The sequence below is a fragment of the Streptomyces echinatus genome (assembly GCF_014203595.1).
In the GTDB taxonomy this organism is placed as follows: domain Bacteria; phylum Actinomycetota; class Actinomycetes; order Streptomycetales; family Streptomycetaceae; genus Streptomyces; species Streptomyces echinatus.
The window spans coordinates 188,009-201,457 of the sequence record NZ_JACHJK010000015.1; the positions used below are offsets into that span (position 1 = coordinate 188,009).

Annotated in this window: 11 protein-coding genes; 5 read left to right on the top strand and 6 right to left on the bottom strand. The window is 70.5% G+C overall.

Features of this window, described 5'->3' with window-relative positions:
- Nucleotides 1–32: 32 nt before the first annotated feature.
- From FHS34_RS33560 to FHS34_RS33575, 4 genes are all read left to right on the top strand, one after another.
- The gene (locus FHS34_RS33560) at nt 33–689 is read left to right on the top strand and encodes an MBL fold metallo-hydrolase (protein ID WP_184972540.1); all 657 of its coding nucleotides are present in this window, start codon (nt 33–35) and stop codon (nt 687–689) included.
- 490 nt (nt 690–1,179) lie between these two features.
- A complete protein-coding gene (locus FHS34_RS33565) occupies nt 1,180–2,064 on the top strand; it encodes an ABC transporter substrate-binding protein (protein ID WP_184972542.1) in 885 nt (294 codons plus the stop codon).
- Complete coding sequence (locus FHS34_RS33570) at nt 2,061–2,981, top strand: amino acid ABC transporter permease (protein ID WP_184972544.1); 921 nt, start codon at nt 2,061–2,063, stop codon at nt 2,979–2,981. The genes FHS34_RS33565 and FHS34_RS33570 overlap by 4 nt, the downstream gene beginning before the upstream one ends.
- A 22-nt stretch (nt 2,982–3,003) precedes the next feature.
- Nucleotides 3,004–3,774, top strand: coding sequence for an amino acid ABC transporter ATP-binding protein (locus FHS34_RS33575; RefSeq protein WP_184972545.1), 771 nt, complete (start codon nt 3,004–3,006; stop codon nt 3,772–3,774).
- A 13-nt stretch (nt 3,775–3,787) separates the two neighbouring features.
- Here FHS34_RS33575 and aroQ read toward each other — a convergent pair whose 3' ends face one another.
- The gene (gene aroQ, locus FHS34_RS33580) at nt 3,788–4,261 is read right to left on the bottom strand and encodes a type II 3-dehydroquinate dehydratase (RefSeq protein WP_184972546.1); all 474 of its coding nucleotides are present in this window, start codon (nt 4,259–4,261) and stop codon (nt 3,788–3,790) included.
- 177 nt (nt 4,262–4,438) lie between these two features.
- On the opposite strand from aroQ, the gene FHS34_RS33585 reads away from it, so the two are divergent.
- A complete protein-coding gene (locus FHS34_RS33585) occupies nt 4,439–5,740 on the top strand; it encodes an MFS transporter (protein WP_372478626.1) in 1,302 nt (433 codons plus the stop codon).
- Nucleotides 5,741–5,766: 26 nt separating this feature from the next.
- Here the strand turns inward: FHS34_RS33585 and FHS34_RS33590 are convergent, their stop codons facing one another.
- The 5 genes from FHS34_RS33590 to uvrB form a co-directional block, all read right to left on the bottom strand.
- Entirely contained in the window at nt 5,767–6,867 is a 1,101-nt protein-coding gene (locus tag FHS34_RS33590; RefSeq protein WP_184972548.1) for a calcium:cation antiporter, read from the bottom strand.
- 180 nt (nt 6,868–7,047) lie between these two features.
- Complete coding sequence (locus FHS34_RS33595; protein WP_184972550.1) at nt 7,048–8,046, bottom strand: TerC family protein; 999 nt, start codon at nt 8,044–8,046, stop codon at nt 7,048–7,050.
- A gap of 222 nt (nt 8,047–8,268) precedes the next feature.
- A complete protein-coding gene (locus tag FHS34_RS33600; protein ID WP_184972552.1) occupies nt 8,269–10,356 on the bottom strand; it encodes a TerD family protein in 2,088 nt (695 codons plus the stop codon).
- 164 nt (nt 10,357–10,520) lie between these two features.
- Nucleotides 10,521–11,099 (bottom strand): TerD family protein, encoded by a 579-nt coding sequence (locus FHS34_RS33605; protein ID WP_184972554.1) that lies wholly within the window; start codon nt 11,097–11,099, stop codon nt 10,521–10,523.
- 173 nt (nt 11,100–11,272) lie between these two features.
- A complete protein-coding gene (gene uvrB, locus FHS34_RS33610) occupies nt 11,273–13,420 on the bottom strand; it encodes an excinuclease ABC subunit UvrB (protein ID WP_184972556.1) in 2,148 nt (715 codons plus the stop codon).
- Between the last annotated feature and the right edge of the window lie 29 nt (nt 13,421–13,449).

Here is a 13,449-nt window from a genome sequence, read left to right on the forward strand (position 1 = left end):
CTCCCGGGGCCCGCCCGCTATAGGCTGCCGCCATGACGTACTCCGGAGAGGTCAAGGTCGGCGGACCGGCGGATGTGCACGAGCTGAAAGACCTGATGATCACCAAGATCGCGGTCGGCCCGATGGACAACAACGCCTATCTGCTGCGCTGCCGGGCCACCGACGAGCAGCTCCTGATCGACGCCGCCAACGAGGCGGAGACACTCCTCGCCATGATCGGTGACGACGGCATCGCGTCCGTCGTCACCACCCATCAGCACGGCGACCACTGGCAGGCGCTCGCCGAGGTCGTCGCGGCCACGGGCGCGCGTACGTACGCCGGCCGCGACGACGCCGGCGGCATCCCGGTACCCACCGACGTCCTCGTCGACGACGGCGATGTCATCAGGGTCGGCCGGGTGGAGCTCACCGCGCGCCACCTGGTCGGCCACACACCCGGTTCTATCGCACTGGTCTACGACGATCCGCACGGCCATCCGCACGTCTTCACCGGTGACTGCCTCTTCCCGGGCGGCGTCGGCAACACGCGCAAGGACCCGAAGGCCTTCGCCAGCCTGATCCACGACGTGGAAACGAAGATCTTCGAGGCACTGCCGGACGAGACGTGGGTCTATCCCGGGCACGGCAACGACACCTCGCTGGGCGCGGAGCGCCCTCATCTGCCGGAGTGGCACGCGCGCGGGTGGTGAGCGGGCGCGGGGCGGCCCGGCGTAAGTGCGGCCCGCTTGTGCGCGTGTCTCGGGTGGCCGTGCGGTGCCCCCCGGCCCGGTGCCATGGGCCTGGCGCCGAACAAGGGTGTGCGCTCCGGCGTGCAGTCCGTGCGCGCGTCCCGCGCATGCGAGTTGCGCCCACGCCGGGCGCGCGCCTGGCACTCGTGCCGGGCGCACATCGCTCCTTCGCGCGCCCCGTGTGAATCCTTCGCACGCACCGAACCCGCGTGCGCACTCCCGGAGAACGCGCGCCCGCAGTCAACTGGTAGCAGCCCCGCACAGGATGACGGCTCCTGAGCGGTAGGGGCCGCCGGTCTCCAACCCCGCCCTCGGCCGGCGGCCCAGGCTCGGGCACGCGCGCGTGGGCCGCGCACAGCCGCGTTCACACCGCCGCAACACCCGTTCCCAGTATGCGGACAACCACCGCCGTGACCTGGACAGACGGGGCGTTCGCTGCCACTCTCCCGCCATGCATCCTGCCCCTCGCGCCCTGCGCCGCGCGGTCGCCGCCGTCACCGTAGCCCTGCTCGCCACCGCTGTCGGCTGTGCGCCGCAGCCCGAGGAGAAGGCGTCGGCCGCCTCGTCCGGGCCGGCCGGGAAGAGCTGCGCCAAGGGCCAGCTCGCCACGAGGACGTCCGGGAAGCTGACGATCGCGACGGACGAACCGGCCTACGAGCCCTGGTTCAAGGACGACAAGCCCGCCAACGGCAAGGGTTTCGAGTCGGCCGTCGCCTATGCCGTGGCGAAGCGGCTCGGGTACGACAAGAGCGCGGTCGTATGGCAGAGCGTCCCGTTCAACAAGGCGTTCGCGCCGGGGGTGAAGACCTTCGACTTCGACATCAACCAGGTGTCGATCAGCACCGAGCGCAAGAAGGCCGTGGACTTCTCCTCCGGTTACTACGACGTGCGCCAGGCGGTCATCGCGCTCAAGGGCGGCAGGGCCGCCCGGGCCACGAGCATCGCGGATCTGAAGAAGCTGAAGCTGGGCGCCCAGGTGGGCACCACCAGCCTCGACTACATCACCGACCTCGTGAAGCCGGCGCAGGACGCGGCCGTCTACGCCAAGAACGACCAGGCGAAGTCCGCGCTGAAGAACGGTCAGGTCGACGCCATCGTCACCGACCTGCCGACGGCGTTCTACATCACCGCGGCCGAGGTGACGGACGCGAAGATCGTCGGCCAGTTCGAGAACCAGGGCGGCACGCCCGAGCAGTTCGGGCTCGTGCTGGACAAGGGAAGCGCGCTGACCTCGTGCGTGACCGGCGCCGTCGAAGCCCTGCGCAAGGACGGCACGCTGGCCGGGATCGAGAAGCAGTGGCTCTCGGACGCCGTCGACGCCCCGGTGCTCAAGTGACCGTCACCAAGGACGACTCGGCCCGGGAGGGGGCGGACGACAAGGGTGACATGTCCGGTGGCGCCGATGACGGCTACGTTCCCTCCGAGCGGCGCCTGGCGCGCGAGCGCTACCGGCGCGCGCGGGCGCGCCGCGCCACGGCCGTGGCGGCGCTGTCGACCCTCGTCACGGCCGCCGTGCTCTACCTGGTCGTCGTCAGCGCACCGGGCTGGCCACGCACCAAGGAGACCTTCTTCAGCGCGCACTACGCGCGCGAGGCGTTCCCGAAGGTCCTCGAAGGGCTGTGGCTGAACGTCCGTCTGCTGCTGATCTGCGGTGCCGCCGTTCTGGTCCTCGGCATGCTGATCGCCGTCGCGCGGACCCTGCGCGGCCCGGTCTTCTTCCCGCTCCGGGTCCTGGCGGCGGCCTACACCGACTTCTTCCGCGGGCTGCCGCTGATCATCAACCTGATGATCGTGGTTCTGGGCGTGCCGGCGCTCCGGCTGCAGGGCGTGACGGTCGATCCGGTGCTGCTCGGCGGTACGGCGCTGACGCTGACGTACTCGGCTTACGTGGCGGAGGTGTTCCGGGCCGGCATCGAGTCCGTCCACCCCTCCCAGCGCGCGGCGGCTCGCTCGCTGGGCCTCACCAACCGGCAGGCCCTGCGCCACGTCGTACTGCCGCAGGCGGTGCGCCGCCAGGTGCCGCCGCTCCTCAACGACCTCGTGTCGCTGCAGAAGGACACCGGGCTGGTGTCCATCGGGGGCGCGGTGGACGCCGTACGGGCCGCCGACATCATCGTGGGCCGCAGTCTGAACTACACGCCGTACATCGTCGCGGGGCTGGTGTTCGTGGCGCTGACCATCCCGATGACCCGGTTCACCGACTGGGTGACGGCCCGGACGGACCGGCGGCGGGCCCAGGGAGGGTCCTTGTGAACCCAGGAGGATCCCTGTGAGCATGTCTGAGAACCCGCCTGTGGGCGCCGCGCCGGTCCTGCGGATGGAGTCCGTCCGCAAGACCTTCGGCGGCTCGGTCGTCCTGCGGGACATCGGTCTGGAGGTCGCTCCGCACACGGTGACCGCGCTGATCGGCGCCTCCGGCTCCGGAAAGTCGACGCTGCTGCGCTGCGTCAATCTCCTGGAGGAGATCGACGACGGGGCGATCTGGCTGGACGGCGAGGAGATCACCGATCCCCGTGCGGACCAGGACGCGGTACGGCGCCGGATCGGCGTCGTCTTCCAGGCGTACAACCTCTTCCCGCACATGAGCGTGCTCGAGAACATCACGCTCGCCCCGCGCAGGGTGCACGGCGTCTCCCGCGCGGAGGCCGAGGAACGCGCCAGGGAGCTGCTGGAGCGCCTTGGACTGGGCGGCAGGGCGGACGCCTACCCGGACCGGCTCAGCGGCGGTCAGCAGCAGCGTGTGGCGATCGTCCGGGCTCTCGCGGTGCGGCCTCGGCTGTTGCTGCTGGACGAGATCACGGCCGCGCTCGACCCGGAGCTCGTGGGCGAGGTGCTGGAGGTGGTCCGCGGCCTGAAGGACGACGGCATGACCATGGTGCTGGCGACGCACGAGATGGGCTTCGCCAGGGACGTCGCCGACCAGGTCTGCTTCCTGGACGGTGGGGTCGTTCTGGAACGCGGCACCGCCGAGCAGGTCTTCGGCGACCCACGGCAGGAGCGCACACGGCGCTTCCTGCGGCGGATCGTGGAGGCGGGCCGGCTGTGAGTCCCGCTCAGGATCACCCGTCCGTCCGCGCCGCCCCGACCAGCGCCGCGACCCGCTCCACCCCGAACGCGTAGCCCTGCACCCCGCAGCCGGCGATCACGCCGTCGGCGCGCAGCGAGACGTACGAGTGGTGCCGGAACGATTCCCGCCGGTGGATGTTGGAGATGTGCACCTCGATCACGGGCATGCCGTCGCAGGCGTTGAGTGCGTCCAGAATGGCGACCGACGTGTGCGAGTAGGCGCCGGGGTTGATGACGATCCCGCAGTGGCCGAGCCGGGCCTCGTGGATCCAGTCGACCAGTTCGCCCTCGTGGTTGGACTGCCGGAAGTCCACGGTGCCGCCGTGCGCGGCCGCCGCCTTGGCGCACAGCTCCTCCACGTCGGCCAGCGTCTCCTTGCCGTAGATCTCGGGCTGGCGCTGGCCGAGCAGGTTCAGATTGGGCCCGTTGAGGATCATGATCGGGGCGTTGGCCAGGGTGCGGGGCACGGTTCCTCCGGTCCGTTCGGGGCGATGCGGCTGCGACCGCTGTCCGCACCCGGTCTATCACGCCTACCAGGGCGGACAGCGGCCCGTGTGCGCCGGTCGCCACGGCGTGCACTCCGGTCCCGTGATCACCTCCGTACGCCCCCGTAACTCCCGATCACTGTGGGTAGTTGACGCGGCATGCGCGATGTACACGCCGTAAGCACCCCGTCCATGCCGCGGCTCGCCGCCGCCTCGCTCGCGGGGACAGCGATCGAGTTCTACGACTTCTTCGTCTACGGGACCGCGGCGGCCCTGGTCCTGGGGCCGCTGTTCTTCCCCACCTTCTCACCGGTCGCGGGGACACTGGCGGCGTTCGGCACGTTCGGGGTGGGATTCCTGGCCCGGCCGCTGGGCTCGGTGCTGTTCGGGCACATCGGGGACCGGCGCGGACGGCGGCCGGTACTCGTCGTCTCGCTGCTGCTCACCGGCGCCTCCACGGTCGCCGTCGGCTGTGTGCCGTCGTACGCGGCCATCGGCGTCGCCGCACCCGTGCTCCTGCTGGTCCTCCGCTTCCTGCAGGGACTGGGACTCGGCGGGGAGTGGGGCGGGGCGGTGCTGCTGACCGCGGAGCACGCTCCCGCCGGCCGGCGCGCCCTGTGGTCGAGCTTCCCGCAGGTGGGTCCGGCGCTCGGCTTCGTCCTGGCCAACGGGGTGATGCTCATGCTGTCGGCGACGCTGTCCGACGCGGAGTTCGCGCGCTGGGGCTGGCGGGTGCCGTTCTGGGCGGCCGGCGCGCTGGCGCTGGCCGGTCTGTGGCTGCGCTCCTCGCTCACGGAGAGCCCTCGGTTCCTGGAGATCGACGACCACGCGCGCGTGCCGCTCGTCGAGGTCGTACGTCACCACGGGCGGCTGGTGCTGCTGACGGCGGGCGCGCTGGCGGTGGGCTACGCGGTGTTCTACGCGGTGACGACCTGGTCGCTGGCGTACGCGACGGAACGGCTGGGCGTGAGCCGTACGGTCATGTTGATGTGCGTCATGGGCGCGGTGCTCGTGCAGGGCGCGCTCATCCCCGTCGCGGCGCTGCTCGGCGACCGGTACGGGCGGCGGCCGATGTGCCTGGCGGGGTGCGTGGCCAGTGTGCTGTGGATGCTGCCGATGGTCGCGCTGCTGGCGAGCGGCGAGCCGCTGCTGATGTTCCTCGCCATCCTGGGCGCCCTGCTCGCCTTCGTCACCATGTTCTCGGTGATCGCCGCCTATCTGCCGGAGCTGTTCGAGCCTCGGGTGCGCTGCACGGGTGCGGCCGTCGGCTACAACCTCGGCGGGGTCCTCGGCGGTGCCCTCACCCCGATTGTCGCGACGACGCTCGCGGAGCGGGGCGGGCGGGTGCCCTGGGGCGTGGGGGCGTATCTGACGGGCATCGCGCTGATCAGCCTGGTGTGTTTCGCTCTGCTGCCGGAGACACGGCCGGTGCCCGTGGCGGCGGAGCCGGTCACGGGCTGACCTGGAGGCGCAGGCCCGGCCGTCGGCTAGGGATTGATCGCCAGTTCCAGGTAGGCCGCGAACAGCACCAGGTGGACGCCACCCTGCAGGGGTGTGGCCCGGCCCGGCACCACGGTCAGGGAACTGACCACCACGGTCAGCGCGAGCATCAGCATGTGGGTCGCACCGAGGCCGAGGACGAGCGGCCCGGACAGCCAGACGGAGGCGAGGGCCACCGCAGGGATGGTCAGTCCGATGCTGGCCATCGCGGAGCCGAGCGCGAGGTTGAGGCTGGTCTGCACCCGGTCACGGCGCGCGGAGCGCAATGCGGCGATCGTCTCGGGCAGCAGGACGAGCAGGGCGATGATCACGCCGACCACCGCTTGCGGCAGGCCCGCCGCGGCCACGCCCGACTCGATCGTGGGCGACACGCCCTTGGCCAGGCCGACCACCCCGACCAGGGCCAGCCCGAGCATGCCGAGGCTGATCCAGGCGGTGCGCGCGGACGGGGGGCCGGCGTGGGCATCGGCGGTGATGACCTCGCCCTGCCGGGTGATGGGCAGGAAGTAGTCGCGGTGGCGCACGGTCTGGGTGGTCACGAACAACCCGTACAGGATCAGTGAGGACAGCGCGGCGAAGGTCAGCTGGACGGTGGAGAACTCGGGTCCGGGCTTGCTGGTGGTGAAGGTCGGCAGCACCAGACTGAGCGTGGCCAGCGTCGCCACGGTCGCCAGCGCGGCACCGGTGCCCTCGGGGTTGAAGACGGCCGTGCCGTGCCGCAGGGAGCCGACGAGCAGGCAGAGCCCGACGATGCCGTTGCAGGTGATCATCACGGCGGCGAAGACGGTGTCCCGGGCCAGGGTGGAACTCTTGTCCCCGCCGTCGGCCATGAGGGTGACGATCAGGGCCACCTCGATGACGGTGACGGCGATGGCGAGCACCAGGGAACCGAAGGGCTCACCGACCCGGTGGGCGACCACCTCGGCGTGGTGCACCGCCGCCAGGACGGCGCCGGCGAGTACGAGGGTCACCAGGCCGACGACGGCGCCGGGCAGGTCCCGGCCCCAGGTGAAGACCAGCAGGACGACCGCGAGCACCGGCACGAGCATCGTCCATTGATGGGTGAGCGACCGGAGCCGAGTGATCATGCGGCGATGGTCGCAGAGGCCTACAGAATTCGCATTACGCTCTTTTCGCTCTTTACGTTCTTTTCGGATACCTCTCATCCTTTCCGGTGCGGGGCCCGGCGCCGGTGGGACCGGGCCCCGCGTCGCATCGGGACCCCGCAGAGGGGCTGTGCGCGGTCACGGACCTCCGCGACGGCGCGGTCAGACGTCGACGCCGCTCCTACGGGTGTCTTCGCCGGCGTGCGCCGCCTCGGCCGCCGCCTGCTTCCTGGAGGCGAGCAGGCTGGTGACGGTGGTGACGACGAGGACCGCGCAGATCACGCCGAGCGAGACCGGGATGCTGATCTCGGGCACGTGGACACCGGACTCGTGCAGGGCGTGCAGCACCAGCTTGACGCCGATGAAGCCGAGAATGATCGACAGCCCGTACGAGAGGTGGACCAGCTTCCTGAGCAGCCCGCCGATGAGGAAGTACAGCTGGCGCAGGCCCATCAGGGCGAAGGCGTTGGCGGTGAAGACGATGTACGGATCCTGGGTCAGACCGAAGATCGCGGGGATGGAGTCCAGGGCGAACAGCACGTCCGTGGTGCCGATGGCGAGCATCACGACCAGCATGGGTGTCATGACACGCTTGCCGTTCTGCCGGATCCACAGCTTGGTGCCGTGATACCGGTCGGCCACGCCGAACTTGCGCTCCGCGGCCTTCAGGAGCTTGTTCTCCTCGTACTCCTCGTCCTCCTCGTCCGAGCGGGCCTCCTGGATGAGCTTCCAGGCGGTCCAGATCAGGAAGGCGCCGAAGAGATAGAACACCCACGAGAAGCTGGTGATGATCGCGGCCCCGGCAGCGATGAAGACCGCCCTCAGGACCAGGGCTATGAGGACTCCGACGAGTAGGACGCGCTGCTGGTACTGGGTGGGCACCGCGAACTTCGCCATGATCAGGACGAAGACGAAGAGGTTGTCGACGCTCAGCGACTTCTCGGTGATGAAGCCCGCGAAGAACTCGCCGGCCGGCCGGCCACCGCCGAAGACGAGAAGGCCGAGCCCGAAGAGGCCGGCCAGGGTGATCCAGACGACCGTCCAGACACCCGCTTCCTTGATCGACACCTCATGCGGCTTGCGGCCGATGAAGAAGTCGACCGCGATCAGGGCGGCCAGGCCCACGATGGTGAGGACCCACAGGGTCATGGAGACTTCCACTGCACCTCCGGCATTACGTGACGGCAAACACAACAGCGCTGTCGCTGCCGGAGGTCTCTTCCACCCGGGATGGGCCGACGCCCCGGGACCGGAACCGGTCCGTACTGACGGGTGCGCCGCAGTCAGGGAGTACTCCCCTCCGCACGTAAAACGGTACCCAATCACCAAGGAAAGGTAAAGCGATCGGTAAAAGTAATACCAAGTTGCCTGCTCAGAAGCGCTTTACCAATGCTTGGCGCGTGCCTTGACCACCTCGGCGAGCACCTCTTGCAAGATCCCGCTGCCGGCCGGGACGAGTGAAGATTCGTAGGTCCAGGCGTGGCCGATCCACGGGTCGGCGAGATGGTCGTCCGGCAGCGGGGTGAGTCGCAGCAGCGAACGCCACAGCGGATCGAGCAGGGGGCCGTAGGCGGCGGCGTCCTCACGGTCGGCGACCAGCAGGAGGTGCACGCCGACGGCAGGCCCCTCGTCGGCGAGGTATCGGAGCCGGGTCACCGACCGCTCGTCGAATCCGTGCGGGAAGTCGTTGACGATCAGCAGCTGCTGTGCGGTGTCCACATCGGCCGGCAGCGCCTCGGCCGCACCGTTGCGCAGCGCCATCTGCACCAGGTCGACCCGCCGGGTGAGCCTCTCCAACATCTGTGAGACCCCTGCCGCCCCGGTCGCGGGCGGTGCCGCGAGAACCCCGGCCTGGGTCAGCGGCAGCAGCGCCCGCGCCCCGGCGCCGGCCGCGTCGACGACCTGCACGGCGAACGCCCCGGGCGGGTGGACGGCGAGCAGGCGGGCCGCGACGGCGACCGCAACCTCGACCGCCAGATGCCGCACCTCGGCGGAGTCCGGCCCGGGGTCGTCGAAGGCCGCGGCCGGGCCGCTGTCGATCCACAGCCCCCGTTCCAGCGGCATCCTCACCAGCAGCGGGATACGCAGCGGGACGCTCTCGGGAAGATGGAGATCACCGAGCCGCAGGGCCATCGGTGGCTCGGACGGGGCACGGTGGGCATGCCAGACGGGGTTGTCCCAGCGGGCATAGGCGGGTGGGAGCGCGGGCTCGACCACCTCCGCCTCGGCGGTGAGCTGGGCCAGGTCGCGGTCGAGGGCGGCACGTGCCTGGTCGGCCAGCTGCGTCCGGCGGGCGAGGGCCGCCTCGCGGGCGGCGTCGACCGCCCCGCCGAGCCGCGCGCGCGGGTCCGCGAGGGCCTGGTCCAGCTCCTTCTCCAGGCGGGAGTCGGCGAATTCGACGGCACTGCGGTAGGCGGCGGTGGTGCGGGCCAGGTCCTCGAACATGCCCCAGATCTGGTTGTACAGCCGCTCCTCCAAGGACCAGCCCACGGCGTCTCCGGCGACGGGCCGAGCGGGCTGCCCGTCGGCGTCCGAGGGCACCGGAGGCGGGGGCGGCGAGGGAGTGACGCGGGTGCGCCGGGGATGCGTGTAGTCGACCGGGCCGGCGGGGTGGCGGAGCCCGGAACCGCCGTCGCCGTCGGGGCTCTGCGGGCCGTGCGGGCGTGCCGGCTCCGCCGGCCCGGAGGCGGAGATCTCCTCTGAAGCGGACGCGGCCGGCGGTGCGGAGGCGGCCTGAGAGCCCGGAGAGGTGTGCGGAGAGGTAGGCGTCCGAGGGGCCGAAGGCTGCTCGGGTCCGGAAGCGGTCTGAGCTGTCTGCGGAGCGGAGGGCGCCCGGCGGCCCGGCACGGGCTGGGTGGCGGAAGCCGTGGCCGTCCGGGGGGACGGCTCGCCCGGCGGTACGGGTGCCGTGTGGTGCGGGTCGTGGGCCGCCGCCTCGTAGATCACCGTCGCGAGGTCGTCGGCGGTGTCATGCAGCCCCTGGTCGGCGAGGAGCGCGGGAAGACCGTCCGCGTAGCCCTGGCCCATCGCCCGTACCTTCCAGGCGCCCTGTCTGCGGTACAGCTCCAGGGCGATCACGGCCGACTCGGCGTTCAGGCCGGTGACCGTGTAAGAGACCTGTTCGGCGCCGTCGAGACCGCACACGGCGGTGTGCGGGGCCGGGACGGCACCGAAGCGGAGCGGCCCCGCTGTGCCGGTGGGCAGGGCGAGGAACACGTCGACGCGGTGCACGGCCGCGGGCAGGCCGGTCAGGTCGACGGTCACACGGTGCTCGGCGGCGGCGTGCCGCGGCACCTCGACGCCGGACAGGGCGGGGGCGCCGGGGTGGGCCACCCACTCGCGGCCGTGCACCGTGCCGTGCTCGTCACCCAGTGCCACGCCGGCCACGACCGGCACTCCGGCGGAGATCCGGATCTCCAGCCGGTCCTGGGACAGCGGGTGGTTCTGCCCCCGCACCAGCTCGGCCGCCATCGCCGTCGCCCCCTGTGTCGTTCTGTCGTGCGTATCGCGCCCGGCGAGGGGCGGTCCGTTCCGGGGAGCCCTCTTCCGTATCGGGCCGGCGCCGGGCGATGACTTCGCCCGGCCGGCCCGAGCGCGCCGGGCCCCATGTCTCCCGCAGGAGCGGGAGTCGGGCTCTAGAGGTGCGGCAGGATCGCCGGCATCAGGTCCTGGAAGGTGCGGCCGTTGGCCGGGGCGCCGATGGCGGTCATCGTCCAGCTGGCGCCTGCCCGGTGCACCTTGGCCATGATCTGGGCGGTGTACTCGCCGCCGCCGGCCAGGGTGTATCGGGCGAGTTCCTGGCCGTTGGTCTCGTCCACGAGCCGGCAGAACGCGTTCTGCACCTCCTGGAAGGTCTGGCCGGTGAAGGAGTTCACGGTGAAGACGATCTGGTCGACGTGGACCGGGACGCGCTGCAGGTCGACCAGGATCGCCTCGTCGTCCCCGCCCTGACCCACTCCGCCGACGAGGTTGTCACCGGTGTGGCGCACGGAACCGTCGTCGCTCACCAGGTGACGGAAGAAGACGACGTCCGTGGGCTGTCCGTCGGCGAAGAGGACCGCCGAGGCGTCCAGGTCGATCTCCCGGGTGCGGGAGCCGAACAGCCCACGCCGCTTGGCCGCCTGCCAGCCCAGCCCCATACGGACCGCGGTCAGGGTGGCCCCGTCCTTCTTCTCCAGGCTGATGGCCTGACCCTTGGACAAGTTGACGGACACGGCTGAATCCCCTCTCGACGTTCCCCTGTTGCCGCGCCGAGCCGTTCCCGTGCCCTGCGCGGTTGTCCAGAACCCTACGCAGGGCCACTGACAGTGCCGACCCCGGCCCGCGCTTTTGTGTCGGTGTTGCAACACTTGGCGGATATGCCGAGGTCGGCGTCGGCAGCCGAGGCTCAGGCCAGGCCGGCCTCCCGCATCTGGCGCAGCTCCTTCTTCATCTCGGAGACCTCGTCCCGCAGCCGGGCGGCGATCTCGAACTGCAGCTCCGCCGCTGCGGCACGCATGCGCTCGGTCATCTCCTCGATCTGCTCCGCGAGTTCGGCCGCCGGACGGTCCGTGGGCACCGCCTTGCCCTTGGCGGTCTTGGCCGCCTTGCCGGCTTTCGCGCCCTTGGCCGCCTTGTCGCCGAGCGACGGAACGGGGGCCTTGGCGCCCTTGCCGTCCTTCGTGCTGCGGTAACCGGAGCCGAGGAGCTGTTCGGTGTCGACCTCCTCGCGGGCGATCTGCGCGACGATGTCGTTGATCTTCTTGCGCAGCGGCTGCGGGTCGATGCCGTTCGCCTTGTTGTAGGCGACCTGCTTCTCCCGGCGGCGGTTGGTCTCGTCGATGGCCTTCTCCATCGCCGGAGTGATCTTGTCGGCGTACATGTGGACCTGGCCGGAGACGTTGCGCGCCGCGCGGCCGATGGTCTGGATCAGCGACGTGCCCGAGCGGAGGAAGCCCTCCTTGTCGGCGTCCAGGATCGCCACCAGGGACACCTCGGGCAGGTCCAGGCCCTCACGGAGGAGGTTGATGCCGACCAGGACGTCGTACTCACCGGAGCGCAGTTCGCGCAGCAGCTCGACCCGGCGCAGGGTGTCGACGTCGCTGTGCAGGTAGCGGACCTGGATGCCGAGTTCCAGGAAGTAGTCGGTGAGGTCCTCGGCCATCTTCTTGGTCAGCGTGGTGACGAGGACCCGCTCGTCCTTCTCGGTGCGCCGACGGATTTCGTGCACCAGGTCGTCGATCTGGCCCTCGGTGGGCTTGACCACGACCTCCGGGTCGACCAGGCCGGTCGGGCGGATGATCTGCTCCACGGTGCCGTCGGAGCGGGACAGCTCGTAGGCGCCCGGGGTGGCCGACAGATAGACGGTCTGCCCGATGCGCTCCTGAAACTCTTCCCACTTCAGAGGGCGGTTGTCCAGGGCGGAGGGCAGACGGAAGCCATGGTCCACCAGGGTGCGCTTGCGGGAGGCGTCGCCCTCGTACATCGCGCCGATCTGCGGGACCGTGACGTGTGACTCGTCGATGACGAGCAGGAAGTCGTCCGGGAAGTAGTCCAGCAGGGTGTTGGGCGGAGAGCCGGGCAGGCGGCCGTCGAAGTGCATCGAGTAGTTCTCCACGCCGGAGCAGGAGCCGATCTGGCGGAGCATCTCGATGTCGTACGTGGTGCGCATGCGCAGGCGCTGGGCCTCCAGGAGCTTGCCCTGCTTCTCCAGCTCGGCGAGGCGCTCCCCCAGCTCCTTCTCGATGTCGTTGACGGCCCGCTCCAGGCGCTCGGGGCCGGCGACGTAGTGGGAGGCGGGGAAGACGTACAGCTGCCGGTCGTCGCTGATGATCTCGCCGGTGAGCGGGTGGAGCGTGGACAGGGCCTCGATCTCGTCGCCGAACATCTCGATGCGGACGGCCAGCTCCTCGTAGACCGGGAAGATCTCGATGGTGTCGCCGCGGACCCGGAAGGTGCCGCGGCTGAAGGCCATGTCGTTGCGCGTGTACTGGATGTCGACGAAGCGGCGCAGCAGTTCGTCCCGGTCGATCTCGTCGCCGACCCGGAGGGGGACCATGCGGTCCACGTACTCCTGCGGGGTACCGAGGCCGTAGATGCAGGACACCGAGGCGACCACGACGACGTCACGGCGGGTGAGCAGCGAGTTCGTCGCCGAGTGGCGCAGGCGCTCGACCTCCTCGTTGATCGAGGAGTCCTTCTCGATGTAGGTGTCGGACTGCGGGACGTAGGCCTCGGGCTGGTAATAGTCGTAGTACGAGACGAAGTACTCGACCGCGTTGTTCGGGAGGAGCTCGCGGAACTCGTTGGCCAGCTGGGCGGCCAGCGTCTTGTTCGGCGCCATCACGAGCGTGGGGCGCTGGAGCTTCTCGATCATCCACGCCGTGGTGGCGGACTTGCCGGTGCCGGTCGCGCCCAGGAGGACGACGTCCTTCTCGCCGGCCTCGATGCGCTTGGCCAGGTCGGCGATGGCCGTCGGCTGGTCACCGCTGGGCTGGTAGGGGCTGACGACCTCGAAGGGCGCCACCGTGCGTTCGATGTGGGAAACGGGCCGCATGTCATCCACCGTACGACCCCGCACTGACA